16 protein-coding genes are annotated in these 16,091 nt (G+C 56.9%); 11 read left to right on the forward strand and 5 right to left on the reverse strand.

Features of this window, described 5'->3' with window-relative positions; translation table 11 throughout:
* The first annotated feature begins 22 nt into the window (after positions 1–22).
* The 6 genes from sucC (at position 23) to lpdA (ending at position 9,094) form a co-directional block, all read left to right on the forward strand.
* Positions 23–1,222 (forward strand): ADP-forming succinate--CoA ligase subunit beta, encoded by a 1,200-nt coding sequence (sucC, locus tag ACVDG4_RS17745; RefSeq protein ID WP_133949177.1) that lies wholly within the window; start codon positions 23–25, stop codon positions 1,220–1,222.
* The gene (sucD, locus tag ACVDG4_RS17750; protein WP_209172144.1) at positions 1,223–2,131 is read left to right on the forward strand and encodes a succinate--CoA ligase subunit alpha; all 909 of its coding nucleotides are present in this window, start codon (positions 1,223–1,225) and stop codon (positions 2,129–2,131) included.
* A 220-nt stretch (positions 2,132–2,351) separates the two neighbouring features.
* Positions 2,352–5,339 (forward strand): 2-oxoglutarate dehydrogenase E1 component, encoded by a 2,988-nt coding sequence (locus ACVDG4_RS17755; RefSeq protein WP_447236092.1) that lies wholly within the window; start codon positions 2,352–2,354, stop codon positions 5,337–5,339.
* 63 nt (positions 5,340–5,402) lie between these two features.
* Entirely contained in the window at positions 5,403–6,929 is a 1,527-nt protein-coding gene (odhB, locus tag ACVDG4_RS17760) for a 2-oxoglutarate dehydrogenase complex dihydrolipoyllysine-residue succinyltransferase (protein WP_447236093.1), read from the forward strand.
* Positions 6,930–6,969: 40 nt separating this feature from the next.
* The gene (locus ACVDG4_RS17765) at positions 6,970–7,584 is read left to right on the forward strand and encodes a LysE family translocator (protein ID WP_008188814.1); all 615 of its coding nucleotides are present in this window, start codon (positions 6,970–6,972) and stop codon (positions 7,582–7,584) included.
* Between the two features lie 106 nt (positions 7,585–7,690).
* Positions 7,691–9,094, forward strand: coding sequence for a dihydrolipoyl dehydrogenase (gene lpdA, locus ACVDG4_RS17770; RefSeq protein ID WP_447236094.1), 1,404 nt, complete (start codon positions 7,691–7,693; stop codon positions 9,092–9,094).
* Between the two features lie 75 nt (positions 9,095–9,169).
* Here the strand turns inward: lpdA and ACVDG4_RS17775 are convergent, their stop codons facing one another.
* On the reverse strand, positions 9,170–9,739 hold the full coding sequence (locus ACVDG4_RS17775; RefSeq protein WP_447236095.1) for an NADPH-dependent FMN reductase: 570 nt from the start codon (positions 9,737–9,739) through the stop codon (positions 9,170–9,172).
* A gap of 119 nt (positions 9,740–9,858) precedes the next feature.
* Between ACVDG4_RS17775 and ACVDG4_RS17780 the strand changes: the two genes are divergently transcribed.
* On the forward strand, positions 9,859–10,740 hold the full coding sequence (locus ACVDG4_RS17780; RefSeq protein ID WP_447236096.1) for a LysR family transcriptional regulator: 882 nt from the start codon (positions 9,859–9,861) through the stop codon (positions 10,738–10,740).
* Between the two features lie 78 nt (positions 10,741–10,818).
* The gene (locus ACVDG4_RS17785; protein ID WP_447236097.1) at positions 10,819–11,772 is read left to right on the forward strand and encodes a tyrosine recombinase XerC; all 954 of its coding nucleotides are present in this window, start codon (positions 10,819–10,821) and stop codon (positions 11,770–11,772) included.
* A gap of 7 nt (positions 11,773–11,779) precedes the next feature.
* On the opposite strand, the gene ACVDG4_RS17790 is transcribed toward ACVDG4_RS17785, so the two are convergent.
* Positions 11,780–12,286, reverse strand: coding sequence for a GNAT family N-acetyltransferase (locus tag ACVDG4_RS17790; protein ID WP_447236098.1), 507 nt, complete (start codon positions 12,284–12,286; stop codon positions 11,780–11,782).
* A gap of 46 nt (positions 12,287–12,332) precedes the next feature.
* On the opposite strand from ACVDG4_RS17790, the gene ACVDG4_RS17795 reads away from it, so the two are divergent.
* Positions 12,333–12,863: a serine/threonine protein kinase gene (locus ACVDG4_RS17795; RefSeq protein ID WP_447236099.1), complete on the forward strand. Its 531-nt coding sequence runs from the start codon at positions 12,333–12,335 to the stop codon at positions 12,861–12,863.
* 114 nt (positions 12,864–12,977) lie between these two features.
* Entirely contained in the window at positions 12,978–13,211 is a 234-nt protein-coding gene (locus tag ACVDG4_RS17800; RefSeq protein ID WP_447236100.1) for a hypothetical protein, read from the forward strand.
* 57 nt (positions 13,212–13,268) lie between these two features.
* Here the strand turns inward: ACVDG4_RS17800 and ACVDG4_RS17805 are convergent, their stop codons facing one another.
* On the reverse strand, positions 13,269–13,937 hold the full coding sequence (locus ACVDG4_RS17805; protein ID WP_447236101.1) for a cation efflux transmembrane domain-containing protein: 669 nt from the start codon (positions 13,935–13,937) through the stop codon (positions 13,269–13,271).
* 74 nt (positions 13,938–14,011) lie between these two features.
* Here ACVDG4_RS17805 and ACVDG4_RS17810 point away from each other — a divergent pair, with 74 nt between their 5' ends.
* Positions 14,012–14,434, forward strand: a complete 423-nt coding sequence (locus tag ACVDG4_RS17810; RefSeq protein WP_447236102.1) for a MerR family transcriptional regulator — start codon at positions 14,012–14,014, stop codon at positions 14,432–14,434.
* A gap of 11 nt (positions 14,435–14,445) precedes the next feature.
* On the opposite strand, the gene ACVDG4_RS17815 is transcribed toward ACVDG4_RS17810, so the two are convergent.
* Positions 14,446–15,336: a DUF5996 family protein gene (locus ACVDG4_RS17815; RefSeq protein WP_447236103.1), complete on the reverse strand. Its 891-nt coding sequence runs from the start codon at positions 15,334–15,336 to the stop codon at positions 14,446–14,448.
* Positions 15,337–15,435: 99 nt separating this feature from the next.
* Positions 15,436–16,080 (reverse strand): NADPH-dependent FMN reductase, encoded by a 645-nt coding sequence (locus ACVDG4_RS17820; RefSeq protein ID WP_306148078.1) that lies wholly within the window; start codon positions 16,078–16,080, stop codon positions 15,436–15,438.
* Positions 16,081–16,091: the final 11 nt, after the last annotated feature.

A 16,091-nucleotide genomic window follows, 5' to 3' on the forward strand; every position in this document is an offset into this window, starting at 1 on the left:
CCTCCGACAACGGGGGAAACACATGAACATTCATGAATACCAGGCCAAGGCCGTGCTGAAGGAATTCGGTGCACCAGTGGCCGAGGGCGTTGCGATCTTTTCTGCTGATGAAGCAGAAGCCGCTGCCAAAAGCCTGCCGGGCCCGCTTTGGGTCGTCAAATCCCAGATCCACGCTGGTGGCCGCGGTAAGGGCAAGTTCAAGGAATTGGATGCAGATGCCAAGGGCGGTGTCCGCCTCGCATTCTCTCTGGACGAAGTTAAAGCGCATGCAGCAGAAATGCTTGGCAATACGCTGGTGACAGCCCAGACCGGGGAAGCTGGCAAGGTTGTCAACCGTCTCTACATCGAAGATGGCGCGGACATTGAGCGTGAGCTTTACCTCTCCATCCTTGTTGACCGCACCGTCGGCCGTCCGGCATTCGTTGTGTCCACCGAAGGCGGCATGGACATTGAAGCTGTGGCCGAAGAGACCCCGGAAAAGATCATCACGCTTCCGATTGATCCGGATACGGGTGTCACTGAGGCGGATGCTGCCAAGCTTTGCGATGCGCTCGAATTGACCGGCGCGGCACGCGAAGACGGCTTCAAGCTCTTCCCGATCCTGCACAAGGCGTTTGTCGAAAAAGACATGGCGCTGCTGGAAGTGAACCCGCTGATCGTCATGAAAGACGGCCACCTGCGCGTTCTCGACGCCAAAGTGTCCTTCGATGGCAATGCGCTGTTCCGCCACGACGACATCATGGCCCTGCGCGATGAGACCGAAGAAGACGCCAAGGAAATCGAAGCGTCCAAATACGATCTCGCATACGTTGCTCTCGACGGTGACATTGGCTGCATGGTCAACGGCGCCGGCCTCGCCATGGCGACCATGGATATCATCAAGCTCTACGGTGCAGAGCCTGCCAACTTCCTCGATGTTGGTGGTGGCGCGACCAAGGAGAAGGTGACGGCTGCATTCAAGATCATCACGTCTGATCCGAACGTCAAAGGCATCCTGGTCAACATCTTCGGCGGTATCATGCGCTGCGACATCATCGCGGAAGGCGTTCTCGCTGCTGTGACCGAAGTCGGTCTGCAGGTCCCGCTCGTTGTGCGCCTTGAAGGCACCAATGTTGAGCTCGGCAAAAAGATCATTTCCGAAAGCGGAATGAATGTGATCGCTGCTGACGATCTCGACGACGCCGCCCAGAAAATCGTGAAAGCCGTTAAGGGGGGCGCGTAAATGTCGATCCTCGTCAATAAAGACACGAAAGTTATCGTTCAGGGCCTGACCGGCAAGACCGGCACGTTCCACACGGAACAGGCTCTTGAGTACTACGGCACCAAGATGGTTGCCGGTGTGCACCCGAAAAAGGGTGGTGAAAAATGGTCTGCCGGCGTCGAAGGCGCCGCAGAGCTGCCGATCTTTGCTTCCGTAGGTGAGGCAAAGGAAGCAACCGGTGCTGACGCATCCGTGATCTACGTTCCGCCGGCAGGCGCGGGCGCAGCGATCATCGAAGCGATCGATGCGGAAGTTCCGTTCATCGTCTGCATCACCGAAGGCATTCCGGTTGCCGACATGGTCAAGGTCAAGGCGAAGCTGGAGAAATCCAAGTCCCGTCTTCTCGGCCCGAACTGCCCGGGTATCCTGACCCCTGAAGAGTGCAAGATCGGCATCATGCCGGGCTCCATCTTCAAGAAGGGTTCCGTGGGTGTTGTATCGCGCTCCGGCACACTTACCTACGAGGCGGTCTTCCAGACCTCCAACGCAGGCCTCGGCCAGACAACGGCTGTCGGCATCGGCGGCGACCCGGTCAAAGGCACCGAGTTCATCGACGTCCTGGAAATGTTCCTGGCCGACGACGAAACACAGTCGATTATTATGATCGGTGAAATCGGTGGTTCGGCGGAAGAAGAAGCGGCTCAGTTCCTGAAGGACGAAGCCAAGAAAGGCCGCAAGAAGCCGATGGCTGGCTTCATTGCGGGCCGCACGGCGCCTCCGGGCCGCACCATGGGTCACGCAGGTGCTGTGATCTCCGGTGGCAAAGGCGGCGCTGAAGACAAGATCGCTGCGATGGAAGAGGCCGGTATCAAGGTGTCTCCGTCCCCGGCGAAGCTCGGTGAAACACTTCTCGAAGTGTTGAAGGGCTAAATACAAAAGAAAATCCACTGCGGATTACGGAAACTGTTTACGTTTCCTGCTGCATGGTGAAAGGATAGGTTACGGCGCGGCAACGTGCCGTGACCTTTGGGTAAACACCCAATATTTCGAGGGGCCGGTGGTGCGCATCGGTCTTTGTAGGGAACCGGCCGCGGGCCAGTTTTTTGGCTCGCCAAAGAATAAGGGCGGAGAAGCCCTCCGCTGAGTGAACATGGCACGGCAGGAAGCGAACAACGTATTCGCACTGACGTCGTTGCTTTACGGCGCCAACGCAGCCTATATCGAAGACCTCTACGCCAGCTATAAGACTGATCCCAATTCGGTTGATCCGGAGTGGCGGGATTTCTTCGCGGCATTCCAGGATGAAAAAGACGCGGTTTTGAAAGAAGCCCGCGGCGCGCCCTGGAAACGGAAAGACTGGCCGCTGGAAGCCAGTGGCGACCTCGTCAACGCGTTTGACGGCAATTGGGCGCCAATCGAGCAGAAGCTCGAAACCAAGCTCAAACAGAAAGCGGATACGACCGGCACACCAATGTCGGATGCAGAGGTGCATCAGGCAACACGCGACTCCGTGCGTGCCCTGATGATGATCCGGGCCTACCGCATGCGCGGTCACTTGCACGCAGATCTTGATCCGCTGCAACTCGCGACACCCGGGGATCATGAGGAGCTGCACCCCTCATCTTACGGCTTCACCGAAGCCGATTGGGACCGCAGGATCTTCATCGACCATGTCCTGGGTTTGGAATACGCAACCATCCGAGAGATGCTGGACATCCTGAAGCGGACCTATTGCTCGACGCTGGGCGTTGAGTTCATGCATATTTCTGATCCGGCAGCAAAGTCGTGGTTGCAGGAGCGCATTGAGGGTCCGGACAAGCAAGTTGCTTTCACCTCTGAAGGCAAGAAGGCGATCCTCAACAAACTTGTTGAAGCTGAAGGTTTCGAAAAGTTTCTGGACGTCAAATACACCGGCACCAAACGGTTCGGCCTCGATGGCGGTGAAGCACTGATCCCGGCGCTTGAACAGATCATCAAGCGCGGCGGTCAGATGGGCCTCAAGGACATCGTACTGGGGATGGCCCACCGCGGACGCCTCAACGTGCTGACCCAGGTGATGGGCAAACCACACCGCGCCGTGTTCCACGAGTTTAAGGGCGGCTCTTACGCGCCGGACGATGTTGAAGGGTCGGGTGATGTGAAATATCACCTTGGCGCATCTTCGGATCGCGACTTTGATGGCAACAACGTCCACTTGTCGTTGACAGCCAACCCGTCTCACCTCGAGATTGTAAACCCGGTCGTTCTTGGTAAGGCGCGGGCCAAGCAGGACCAGCTGGCGGCCAAGGAAGACGGGACGTTTGTTGAAACAACAGAAGTCGAACGCAGCACCGTTCTTCCCCTTCTGCTCCACGGGGACGCGGCCTTTGCCGGTCAGGGTGTGGTTGCTGAGTGTTTCGGCCTGTCCGCACTGCGTGGTCACCGCACCGGTGGTTCGATCCATGTGATCATCAACAACCAGATCGGCTTTACGACCAACCCGCGTTTCTCGCGTTCGTCACCGTATCCGTCGGACATGGCGAAAGTTATTGAATCACCGATTTTCCACGTGAATGCGGATGATCCGGAAGCCGTTGTCTTTGCCGCCAAGATCGCGATTGAATACCGGCAGACTTTCGGTCGTCCGGTGGTCATCGACATGATCTGCTATCGCCGGTTTGGTCACAACGAGGGTGACGAACCGGCGTTCACGCAGCCGATCATGTACCGCAAGATCCGCAAACATCAGACCACTTTGCAGCTGTATTCCGATCGGCTGATCAAGGAAGGTGTGATGAGCCAGGAAGACGTCGACCGCATGAAAGCGGCTTGGCGTACGCATCTGGACACTGAGTTTGACTCTGGTCAGGCCTTCAAGCCGAACAAGGCCGACTGGCTCGACGGCAAATGGGCCGGATTGAAACGGGCGGATGACGAAGAAGATCCGCGCCGTGGTGAAACCGGTGTTGCAATCGATGAGCTGAAAGACATCGGCCGCAAACTGACCAAAATCCCAGACGACTTCAACGCGCACCGCACGATCGCACGGTTCATGAACAATCGTGAGCGGATGATCGAGACGGGTGAAGGCATCGATTGGGCAACCGCGGAAGCATTGGCGTTTGCGACCTTGCTCAAGGAAGGCCATCCAATTCGTTTGTCCGGTCAGGATTGTGAGCGCGGCACGTTCTCGCAGCGGCATTCCGTACTTTATGATCAGGAAAACGAAAACCGCTACATTCCGCTGAACCATGTCGGGGAAGGCCAGCAGCGCTACGAGGTCATCAACTCGATGCTCTCCGAAGAAGCGGTGCTCGGTTTTGAATACGGCTACTCGCTCGCTGAACCTCGTGCCCTCACCTTGTGGGAAGCACAGTTTGGTGACTTCGCCAACGGTGCGCAGGTTCTGTTCGATCAGTTCATTTCGTCTGGCGAGCGCAAATGGCTGCGTATGTCGGGTTTGGTCTGCCTGTTGCCTCACGGCTATGAAGGTCAGGGCCCCGAACACTCTTCGGCGCGGCTTGAGCGGTTCTTACAGCTGTGTGCGGAAGACAACATGCAGGTGGCGAACTGTTCGACACCGGCGAACTACTTCCACATCCTGCGCCGTCAGCTGTGCCGCGATATTCGTAAGCCGCTGATCCTTATGACGCCGAAATCGCTTCTGCGTCACAAGAAAGCGGTGTCGAAGATCGAGGAACTTGGACCGGACAGCACCTTCCACCGCTTGCTGTGGGATGATGCGGAATCCAATCCGGCAGCCGAGACGAAACTGGTTTCCGACGACAAGATCAAGCGTGTCGTGATGTGTTCCGGAAAGGTTTACTACGACCTTTACGAAGAGCGCGAGAAGCGTGGCATCGACGATATCTATTTGTTCCGGATCGAGCAGCTCTATCCGTTCCCGAAAAAGGCTCTGATGATGGAGCTGGCCCGTTTCCCGCAAGCGGAAATGATCTGGTGCCAGGAAGAGCCGAAGAACATGGGCAGCTGGTTCTTCGTTGAGCCTTATATCGAGTGGGTTCTGGAACAGATCGATGCCAAGCACAAGCGCCCGCGTTATGCAGGCCGCGCCGCAATGGCGTCCACGGCTACGGGTTTGATGTCCGCGCATTTGGCCCAGCTGCAGGCATTCCTCGAAGAGGCACTCGGAAACTGATCACGAAGGGGGCGGTGGCCCCCTTCATCGAAATTGGCCTGGGAAATTTAAGAGAAGGCAACCATGGCAACCGAAATTCGCGTCCCAACGCTTGGGGAATCCGTATCTGAGGCAACCATTGCTCAGTGGTTCAAGAAACCAGGCGACGCCATCAATCAGGATGAGCCGCTGGTCGAGCTGGAGACGGACAAGGTAACCGTTGAAGTTCCAGCACCGGCATCCGGCACACTGGAGTCCATCGTGGTCAAGGAAGGCGACACCGTTGAGGTTGGCGCTCTGCTTGGTCAAATCGCAGAAGGTGCAGGCGCTGCAGCTGCAGCACCGGCAGCTTCCGCGCCGGCTCCTGCCAAGACAGAGGCTCCGGCGGCCAAAGCTGAGCTCGTTGACGTTGTAACCCCGAGCGCGGGCGAAAGCGTGACCGAAGCTGAAGTTGGCGAATGGAGCGTCAAGGTTGGCGATACCGTCAAGGCGGACGACACGCTTGTCGAACTGGAAACCGACAAGGCCGCTCAGGAAGTTCCAGCTCCAGTCGCAGGCACCGTTGTCAAGATCGCGGCTGAAACCGGCGCAACCGTCGAGCCGGGCGTTCTGCTCTGTCAGATCGATCCGTCCGGTGCAGGCGCTGCCGCCGCCGTCCCGGCTGCAGCAAGTGCTCCGGCTCCGGCAGCTGCCACTCCAGCACAGAGCACTGGCACCTCCATGCCGCCGGCACCGTCTGCTGCCAAGATGATGGCGGAAAACAATCTCTCTGGTGATCAGGTCGCCGGCTCTGGCAAACGTGGTCAGGTCCTGAAGGGCGATGTCATCAACGCCATCGCCTCCGGCGCGACATCGGCTTCTGCTCCGGCGCCGGCAGCTGTTGCCCGTGGCCCGGTTGCAGCCGAAGACGAAGTCCGCGAAGAGCGCGTCCGCATGACCAAGCTGCGCCAGACCATCGCGCGCCGCCTGAAGGACGCCCAAAACACCGCAGCTATGCTGACCACCTACAATGAGGTGGACATGGGTCCGGTCATGGAACTGCGCAAGCAGTACAAGGATCTGTTTGAGAAGAAACACGGGGTGAAGCTTGGCTTCATGGGCTTCTTCACAAAAGCTGTAACCCATGCGCTGAAAGAGATCCCGGCTGTGAATGCCGAGATCGATGGCACGGACATCATCTACAAGAACTTTGCCCACATCGGTGTTGCCGTTGGTACGGACAAAGGCTTGGTGGTTCCGGTTGTCCGGGATGCGGACCAGATGTCAATTGCGGAGATCGAACAGGAAATCGGCAACCTCGGCCGCAAGGCACGGGACGGCAAGCTCGGCATGGCCGATATGACCGGCGGCACCTTCACCATCTCCAACGGCGGTGTCTACGGTTCGCTGATGTCTTCGCCGATCCTGAATGCGCCGCAGTCCGGTATTCTGGGCATGCACAAGATCCAGGAACGCCCGATGGCTGTGAACGGACAGGTGGTGATCCGCCCGATGATGTATCTGGCGCTGTCCTATGACCACCGGATTGTCGACGGCAAAGAAGCCGTGACCTTCCTGGTGCGCGTCAAGGAAAGCCTGGAAGATCCGCAGCGTCTGGTTCTGGATCTCTGATCCGGACCAGTCTTCCTGTCATGCTCAAAGGAGCTGGACAATGAGCCTGGAGTTTTTGATCACCGCTTTGATCGTGGTGCTGGTCCCTGGAACCGGGGTCGTCTACACGGTGGCGGTCGGTCTGGGCAAAGGCCGGCAGGCGGCAATCGCTGCCGCCTTCGGCTGCACGCTGGGTATTATTCCGGCAATCCTGGCGTCTGTCATTGGACTGGCCGCGCTGATGCACACCAGCGCGCTGGTCTTTACGGCGGTCAAATACGCTGGCGTGGCATACCTGCTTTATCTTGCTTGGCAAACGCTGAAAGACAGCGGTCCGCTGGAGTTGAAAGCGGACAAGTCCAACCGCAAAAGTATGATTGCGACGGTTCGCACCGGGTTTTTGATCAACATCCTGAACCCGAAGCTGACCGTGTTTTTCCTCGCCTTCCTGCCGCAGTTTGTCAGCCCGCAAGCAGCCAATCCAACTTTGGATATGGCATTGCTCGGCGGTGTGTTCATGGCGATGACCTTCGCGGTGTTCATCGTCTACGGCATGTTTGCGGCACTTGTCGGGGAGAAGGTGCTGCGCAGCGATACGGTCATGCTTTGGATGCGCCGCGCTGTTGCGACAGCCTTTGCAGGTTTCGGCTTGCGCCTTGCGCTTGCAGAGCAGTGATGAGGTCTTTGAAAGACCTTCGAATTTCATTCTCCGGTTTCTGTTCTGACAACCGGTTTTGTAAGTGTCCGTAAGGGATAGAGAGAAAGAGGCTAAGGCGACCCAAATGTCCCAATATGATCTTGTCGTCATTGGAACCGGCCCGGGCGGCTATGTTTGCGCAATCAAGGCGGCTCAGCTCGGCCTGAAGACAGCCGTTGTCGAAAAAGAAGCGACCCTTGGCGGCACCTGCCTAAACATCGGTTGTATCCCGTCCAAGGCGCTGCTGCATGCATCAGAGATGTTCCATGAAGCGGGCCACGGGTTCGAGAAGCTCGGCATCAAGGTTGCCAAGCCGAAGCTCGATCTGCCGGGTATGATGAAACACAAGAGCGATGTTGTTGATGCCAATGTTAGCGGCATTTCTTTCCTGATGAAGAAAAACAAGATCGACGTACACACAGGAATGGGCAAGATTCTGGGTGCCGGCAAAGTCGAAGTCACCGACAACGACGGCAAGGCATCAGTTATCGAAACGAAGAACATCGTGATTGCGACCGGCTCCGATGTTATGCCGCTGCCGGGCGTGGAAATCGACGAAAAGCAGATCGTCTCCTCCACCGGCGCCCTGGACCTTGAAAAAGTCCCTGGCAAGATGATCGTTGTCGGTGGCGGTGTAATCGGGCTGGAGCTCGGCTCGGTCTGGAACCGTCTTGGCGCTGAAGTCACCGTTGTCGAGTTCATGCCAAAGATCCTTGGGCCCATGGACGGCGACATTTCCAAGAACTTCCAGCGGATCCTGAAGAAACAAGGCTTGGCCTTCAAGCTGTCTTCCAAGGTCACGGGCGTTGAGAAGAAGGGCAAGGGCCTTGCGGTTTCCGTTGAGCCCGCAGCTGGCGGCGATGCGGAAGTTCTTGAAGCCGATATCGTGCTGGTTGCCATTGGCCGCCGCGCGTACACGGAAGGTCTTGGTCTTGATCAAGCCGGCGTTGTTGTCGATGACCGCGGCCGGGTTCAGATCGACAATCACTACAAGACCAATGTCGACGGTATTTACGCAATCGGCGATGTGGTCGTCGGACCGATGCTCGCGCATAAGGCCGAGGATGAAGGTGTTGCGGTTGCCGAGATCCTCGCGGGTCAGGCTGGCCATGTGAACTACGACGTCATTCCGGGTGTTGTTTACACCCAGCCGGAAGTCGCCTCTGTCGGCAAGACGGAAGAGGAGTTGAAGGCGGCTGGTGTTGAGTACAAGACCGGCAAGTTCAACTTCACGGCCAATGGCCGCGCGCGCGCCATGAACGCGACCGACGGCTTTGCCAAGGTTCTGTCCGACGCAAAAACCGATCAGGTGCTCGGTGTGCATATCGTCGGCTTTGGTGCCGGTGAAATGATCCACGAAGCCTGCGTTGTTATGGAATTCGGCGGTTCCGCGGAAGACCTCGGCCGTACGTGTCATGCGCACCCGACCATGTCCGAAGCCGTCAAGGAAGCCGCCATGGGGGCATTCGCCAAGCCGATCCATTCCTAAAAGATCTGAAAAGTTTGAAATCAAAAAGCCCGGGCAAACCCCCGGGCTTTTTTTTAAAGTACTGTCCTGAAAAATTTAGGCGGCGCGCTTGGCGCCTTGCGCAGCAGATACCAGATCCGACAGGATTTCGCGCAAGGAGTGCTCCAGATTCTCATCGGCTAGCTTGCCAGCTTTAGCGTCGAATTTCTCGGTGAACGGCCCGATCGAGAGGCTGCCCCGAATGTCGGCTCCAAAGAAGCCTGCAGAGCCGACCGCTGATTTCAGGACGCTGGCAGCACCGCCCGGTCCCATGGACGCGGACAGAGCAACTTGTGGCTTGTCCTGAAAGACCTTCATGTTGATGCGGGAGGCCCAGTCGAACACGTTTTTGAAGGCGGCGGTATATGTGCCGTTGTGTTCGGCGTAAGAAACAATCAGAGCATCTGCAGCGCTGATCTTTTCATGGAACCGTTTGGCTTCTTCTGGAATGCCGCCCTCGGTTTCCCGATCAATGCTGTAAATCGGCATCTCGTAGTCGTTCAGATCGATGATCTCGATCTCCGCATTTGGATCCAGATCAGAGGTGATGATGTCGCTTGCCGCTTGAACCACCTGCTTGTTGATGGATTGGCGGCTGTTTGTTGCTGCGAATGCTAGGATTTTCATGGTTCAACCTCTTCGGTGATGTCGCACTATCATCGTGTTGAACCCAATCTAGTCTGTTGTATATTTGCTTTAAAGATATCGAGATCCGCATTGAATGCGCGAAAATGTGACATAAGACTATGCAGCACTGGACCGAAATTCGAACAGCCGCGCGTGTTGCGCGTTTGGGGACCGTAAGCGCTGCCGCCGAGTCGCTCGGCGTTCACCGGGCGACCATCAACCGCCACGTCGATACTCTAGAAGCGGCGCTTGGCGGCAAACTGTTTCAGCGCCATGCAAAGGGCTTTACGCCGACCGATCTCGGGCGTGAGTTGCTTCGCATTGCCGACACCGCCGACGAGCAATTCGAGGAACTACATCGCAAGGCGCAAGGGCAGGGAGATGCGCTGAGGGGCGACTTCATCGTGACGTCCATAGCGACCTATGCGCCGACTCTGATGCCAATCTTACGCGCCTTTGGCGACAAGCACCCGGGCCTTACCATACGGTTCATGGTTAGCGACAGCCTCCTGCGCTTGGAATATGGCGAGGCGCATGTCGCGTTTCGTGCAGGTGGCCGGCCGGAAAACCCGGACAATGTGGTTCGGGAGTTTGAACGAATGGAAATCGGTCTGTTCGCCCATCAAACTTACATCGACCGGTATGGCCTGCCCAACGGTGCAACTGACTTCCCAAAGCACCGGTTCGCCGGAACCGTCGATCCGAACACGAGGGCAGGGTTCCAGCGTTGGCTGCACAAAAATGTCCCGGCTGAGTGTATTGCATTCCGTTCCAATTCGATGGGCACACTGGCGGAAGCTGTTCTCTGCGGTAATGGAATTGGGTTTCTGCCACGTGAGGCCGCTCTTGAACGCGGGGACCTGATCGAAATTCTTCCCCCGGATCCGGATTGGCTCTCGATGATGTGGATGGTCACCCATGTCGATCTGCACCGCTCGGCGAAAGTGCAGGCGTTTTTGAAGGAGTTGGACCAACTGCGGCGGACCGGCGATTGGCTCTAAAGGTAAATTCTCCAACTAAACCGGGCAGTCCGCTGGCGGATTAACGAAACGATCGGGAGTTTTCACTAGTCTGGGCAGATGTCTCACAGTGCAACCGATTCTCTGCTTGTCACTGCCAAACCGGATCTGAATGACCGGATCGCCAAGTGGCTGGACCATTTGTCAGATGAGCGGCGCTTGTCCGACAAGACGCTGATTGCTTATGAGCGGGATCTTCGCCAGTTCTTGCGCTTTCTGACAGATCATTTGGGTGGTGCGCCGGGGATTAAGGATATTGCTGACTTGCGTCCGGCAGATTTTCGCGGGTTTTTGGCACAACGCCGCCGCAACAAGGTCGAAAGCCGCTCGCTGGCACGCGGCCTGGCTGGGATCCGCTCGTTCCTGAAATTCCTGGAACGCCGGGGGGAGATCAACGCGGCCGCCTCGGATGCCGTCCGGCCACCACGTCAATCTCGTTCCTTGCCCAAACCGGTGTCTGCAAAGGATGCCATCGACATTACCAGCGGTGATCTCGCGATGGAAACAGAGGCCTGGGTGGAGGCGCGCAATGCAGCTGTTCTGACGCTGCTGTATGGATGCGGACTGCGTATTTCCGAAGCGTTGTCACTGACTGGAAAGATGGCCCCGCAGCCAGGTACGAAATCTATGCGAATTGTCGGCAAAGGCCGTAAGGAGCGGATCGTGCCAATCCTGCCGGCCGTGTGTGAGGCGGTGGCTCATTACATAAAGCTCTGCCCTTATGCGATCTCACCAGACGGTCCGTTGTTTCTCGGGGCGCGCGGCGGTCCGCTCAATCCGCGGATGATCCAGCTGTCTATGGCCAAACTGCGCGGCGCACTTGGTCTTCCTGAGACCGCCACACCTCACGCCCTTCGGCATTCGTTCGCGACCCATCTTCTGGCCGGCGGCGGCGATTTACGGACCATTCAGGAATTGCTCGGACACGCAAGCCTCGCATCCACCCAGATCTATACCGAGATTGACAGCGCCCATTTGCTGGCCGCCTATGACAAGGCGCATCCGCGGCGGTGATCCCGTGCTATTGCGTTAGTTGAGGCAAACGATAAACGTTACGGGACTTGCCATCCGGAAACGCTTCGCGGGCAATGAGCTCTCCACCAAGTTTTGAAACCAGCTTCCGAGCCACAATGTTGTCATCGTCCAAGTGCGTTTCCACCAGGGGCCACCCATAGCTGAGGTAGGCATGCCGGATTGCAGCATGTGAGGCTTCGATGGCCACGCCTTGACCTCGTGCCTTAGGCAAAAGCCACCAAGTGAGTTCTCGCCGGGGCCAGCCTTCCGGCCAGACAAAACCGCATCCGCCAAAAGCTGATCCACCCTCACGGGGTGAAATCATCCACATGCCGTAATCGCGCAAGAGCCAATGCCCAAGGTGACCGGCCAAGACCCGCCAGGTTTGATCGGCGCGCAGAGGGCCGCCGTAAAAGCTGGAAGCTTTTCGGTCAAAAAAGAACTCTTGGTAGACAGGCAGATCGTCGGCAGGCGGTGGCCGCAATAAAAAGCGCGGGCTTTTAAGACTGTGCATAGCATTCCACTTGATTGGCAGGCCAGACCCGGCATCATGGAGTGGGGTGAAACGGGATGACTGGAAACGTTTCGGACAAGGCCGCTGTGATAAACACCGTCTTGCACTGAAGCAAGCGCAACGCATCATGGAGCGGAGGAGCAGGATGCAAAGAACGCTTTTAGCCGTCGCTTTCGTGGCCGGATTGGCGGTCTTATCTTTGCCTGCACAGGCACAAACGGGATCGGGAACCGAAAGAATTTACTGTCCGATTCCCGAGGACGGTGTGTGGGTCAATCCGGATGCAGCTCCCAAGGAAATCAGCCGGGTTGAGGTGGAAAGCCGATGCGAAAATGAACAGGTATTTGTGCGCGCTCGGGCGTTTACCTCCTGTATCCCCCGTGACTGCAAGTGGGGATGGACCAAGGGGGAACTCCGCTCCGATGGCGCCGTGCGGGTCCTGTTGATCGGTTTTTTGAGCAGTAAGGATATGACTTTAAAAGCCTTTGGGGATTTGCTCGATGTTCGTGTCGTCAATATTCTGAATGACTTGTCTGAGCCAAACGAAACAAAAGTTTACAATCTCCGCCGCAATTAGTTCGGATCTTAACTCTGGTATAAACAGCCGGAAGGTTTTTCTTGGTCATCACTTCGATCTGAGTTACGCTAGGTCACGTAGAGGGATTGCACGAGCAAACAGAGGGAACAGACTATGCGTCTATTAACTACTGGTATCGCGGCCCTTGCGGTCAGCACTTTCGCACTTGCCCCGTCCCATGCCTGCTCTTGGGGCAAAACCGCAAAAGCGAAAGACATGACCGTTGCCGAAACGACTGTGGCACCTGAGATCGACACCGATATCTCGATCGCTACCAATGACCTCAGCGATCAAGTTCTTCAGGAAATGACAGTTCCGGAAGTTGAGACCGAGGAAACAGCGGAATAAACGACAGCACTCAATGCTCCAAAGCACCCGCTGCTATGGCAGCGGGTTTTTTTATGCCTAGCGGACAACACTATCAGGTGTAGTGCCATGTTCGTGGTCCGAGCCGGTCTCAATGTCCGTCTGCCTGTACTCTGCGATCGCCTGTTTGAGGATCTGCACCGCGGAGTTGACAAAGAGGCTCGCCATCAGACCAGCGACGATGAGATCCGGCCAACCGGTCGCCGTTCCCCAAACCCCAAGTGCCGCCAGCATAACCGCGACGTTGCCGATCGCATCGTTGCGGGAGCAGAGCCAGACCGAGCGGACATTGGCATCACCATCCTTGTAGCGAACCAGAACCAGGACGCTAATCAGGTTTACAGCCAGGGCTAGGAACCCGATGGCCCCCATGATTTCAGCTTTTGGAGTTCCAAGGACAAGAAACTGGTAAGCGGTCGATCCGCCGACCCAGAGACCCATCAGCAACAGGCTTCCTCCTTTGAACAACGCCGCGATTGCCCGGGTTCTTAAAGATGCGCCGATAACGGCCAGCGAAATTCCGTAGGTGATCGCATCGCCGAAAAAGTCGAGCGCATCGGCTTGTAGTGCCTGGGAGCGCGCCGCATGTCCGGCGGCCATTTCCACGACAAACATGGTCGCATTCAGGGCGATCACCAGCCACAGCCGCCGTTTGTAATCCCGGGAAACCCCATCGAATTTTGCGTTCGATCCGCAACACCCGGCCATACCACTGAACTCCTTGATTTTTATTCCTTGGTTCTGTGTAATCCCTATAGCGGCTAGAGGTTCAAGAGGGTTTTATGGATTTTTCAATCGGAGAATTGTCAAAGGCGACAGGCGTGAAAGTTCCAACGATCCGCTACTACGAAAAAGAAGGGCTCATCGAAGCCCCGATCCGAACCGAGGGCAATCAGCGACGCTACCAGGAGCGGGACCTTGACCGACTTCGGTTCTTAAAACACTGCCGGGATCTTGGTTTGCCGATGGAGGCCATCCGGGAACTGATTGACCTCAGCCTTCATCCGGACCAGCCTTGCAGCAACGCAAACCGAATTGCAGCAGAACAGCTTCAAGCCGTCCGCGCGCGCATTGCGCATTTGAAAAAACTGGAAAAGGAACTGGCCCGGATCAACGCAAGCTGCACCGGCGAGCACCCGGCCGCCGATTGCAACATTTTGAAAGCCTTCAGCGATCATGATCTGTGTTTGTCAGATCACAAGTGATCGCAAAGAAATCAGCTGTGCTGATGGCAAAGATCCTTAACCGGCCAATCGGCCTTGACCGCCGCACCGTCATAGACACTGTTGAGAAAAGAAAGAATTGCCGCTGCCGGGTCTGCGGACGTGCGGGCATCTTCGTATTTCAGGATCGCCAGAGCTCCGCCGTTCTTTTCAGCCCAAAATGCGTCAGCTGGCTTCAGGAGAACCTGGCTCATGCCCTGCGGTTCCGGATAGGCATATCCGTAGAACGCGGCTTCCGGGAAGCTATCATCTCCGGGCCAGAACCCGATTGAAATCACCTCGTGGGAATAGGCCTCGCGATCGGATTGTGTGCCACTCTCCAGTGGATGTGCCCGCCCGGAGAAACGGGTCACAACGAGGTCAAAGGAATGCCAGTAAAGCTGAGCCGGTGTCTGTTTGCCGACAAATCCCGAGCGGTAAGTTTCAAAGACGCTGGAGATTGAGCAGAGCGCCCGCCAGAAATCGGAAACGGCCTTTCGGTCGTAAGCGCGCGGTGCGGTGTCTTCTGGAAAGGGCACCTTAGATTTGTTGTCGTACGGAACGGCAACGATCTTCACTGAGATGCCCAGCTGCTCAAGCCCGGAGAAAAGCGCTTCATAAAAATCAGCAACAGTGAGACCTGGAGCTGAAAACGATGCGCTTTGGCCATCGTTCCGGCTGATGGTCACTGTGTGATCAAGCATGTCATAGAGAATTTCAAAGCCGCTGGTGCCATATGGAATGCGCCCGGTCGTCAGGCCGCGCACATGCGGATAGAGCGTCACATGCCACCAGTGGTTCAGCTTCGGATGCACCTTCAGGCGGATCTTGCCAATCATCTGCAGGAACAGGTGCAACGTGTCCTTCGTTTCCGACCAGTCCTGGTAGGGAAGTGTGGGCAGCATGCTGATCTCCTGACAAATCTCTTGAACAATGGCGTTACAGGCACTTCCTGACCGGCATATAGGCGCGTGATCTGCCAAGCCCAGCCAAAACCACGGAATTCAGGGCGCGTTGCGTTGCGACGGATCCCTGTCAAACGCCTCCGTTGCTATCGCCTGCTGGCGTTGGCGGCTGGCGGCCTCCGCCCACCAGGTCAGCTGGCGCAGTGTACGGCCAATGTACCCGTTCCATTTGTCCGCATCGACACCTTCAAGATAGCGACCCTCTTCATCAAACACGTTCTGCGCTTTCGGCACATGGATCATGGCAGAAACCGGAAGACAGCCGAGCTCGCTCAAATAGGTGCGCATGTTGACGGCTGCCCGCGCGCCGCCCCATTGACCGGCGGAATAAGTGGCTATGGCGCTCGGCTTGAAGGAAAAACTGGAACTGCCGAAATGGTTGAGTAGATCCGCAAGAGCTGGGCTCATGGAGTGATTGTATTCCGGCGAGACCATCACATAGCCGTCAGCATCCTTGATCTTGTCCGAGAGAACTTCAAGCGCTTCGGGCGCCCGCCCGGCCGCATAGGAGAAATGCGGCTTGAACACCAATTGAGGTTGGAGCGTGAGCGGATCAATGATCTCGACGTCGGCCCCGGCCCGGACGAGTTGCGCCGCGCAGGCCTTGGCCACCCGCTCTCCGAGCCGCGCTGGCCTTGGCGGCGTGCTCTGTCGCACCGACCCTAGAAAAACCAACAGTTTCATGACCTGCCCTT

This window comes from Roseibium sp. MB-4 (assembly GCF_053005265.1).

Coding starts and splice junctions, on each gene's coding strand:
- sucC (WP_133949177.1), top strand. CDS start 23: ATGAACATTCATGAATACCAGGCCAAGGCCGTGCTGAAGGAATTCGGT.
- sucD (WP_209172144.1), top strand. CDS start 1,223: ATGTCGATCCTCGTCAATAAAGACACGAAAGTTATCGTTCAGGGCCTG.
- ACVDG4_RS17755 (WP_447236092.1), top strand. CDS start 2,352: ATGGCACGGCAGGAAGCGAACAACGTATTCGCACTGACGTCGTTGCTT.
- odhB (WP_447236093.1), top strand. CDS start 5,403: ATGGCAACCGAAATTCGCGTCCCAACGCTTGGGGAATCCGTATCTGAG.
- ACVDG4_RS17765 (WP_008188814.1), top strand. CDS start 6,970: ATGAGCCTGGAGTTTTTGATCACCGCTTTGATCGTGGTGCTGGTCCCT.
- lpdA (WP_447236094.1), top strand. CDS start 7,691: ATGTCCCAATATGATCTTGTCGTCATTGGAACCGGCCCGGGCGGCTAT.
- ACVDG4_RS17775 (WP_447236095.1), bottom strand. CDS start 9,739: ATGAAAATCCTAGCATTCGCAGCAACAAACAGCCGCCAATCCATCAAC.
- ACVDG4_RS17780 (WP_447236096.1), top strand. CDS start 9,859: ATGCAGCACTGGACCGAAATTCGAACAGCCGCGCGTGTTGCGCGTTTG.
- ACVDG4_RS17785 (WP_447236097.1), top strand. CDS start 10,819: ATGTCTCACAGTGCAACCGATTCTCTGCTTGTCACTGCCAAACCGGAT.
- ACVDG4_RS17790 (WP_447236098.1), bottom strand. CDS start 12,286: ATGCACAGTCTTAAAAGCCCGCGCTTTTTATTGCGGCCACCGCCTGCC.
- ACVDG4_RS17800 (WP_447236100.1), top strand. CDS start 12,978: ATGCGTCTATTAACTACTGGTATCGCGGCCCTTGCGGTCAGCACTTTC.
- ACVDG4_RS17805 (WP_447236101.1), bottom strand. CDS start 13,937: ATGGCCGGGTGTTGCGGATCGAACGCAAAATTCGATGGGGTTTCCCGG.
- ACVDG4_RS17810 (WP_447236102.1), top strand. CDS start 14,012: ATGGATTTTTCAATCGGAGAATTGTCAAAGGCGACAGGCGTGAAAGTT.
- ACVDG4_RS17815 (WP_447236103.1), bottom strand. CDS start 15,336: ATGCTGCCCACACTTCCCTACCAGGACTGGTCGGAAACGAAGGACACG.
- ACVDG4_RS17820 (WP_306148078.1), bottom strand. CDS start 16,080: ATGAAACTGTTGGTTTTTCTAGGGTCGGTGCGACAGAGCACGCCGCCA.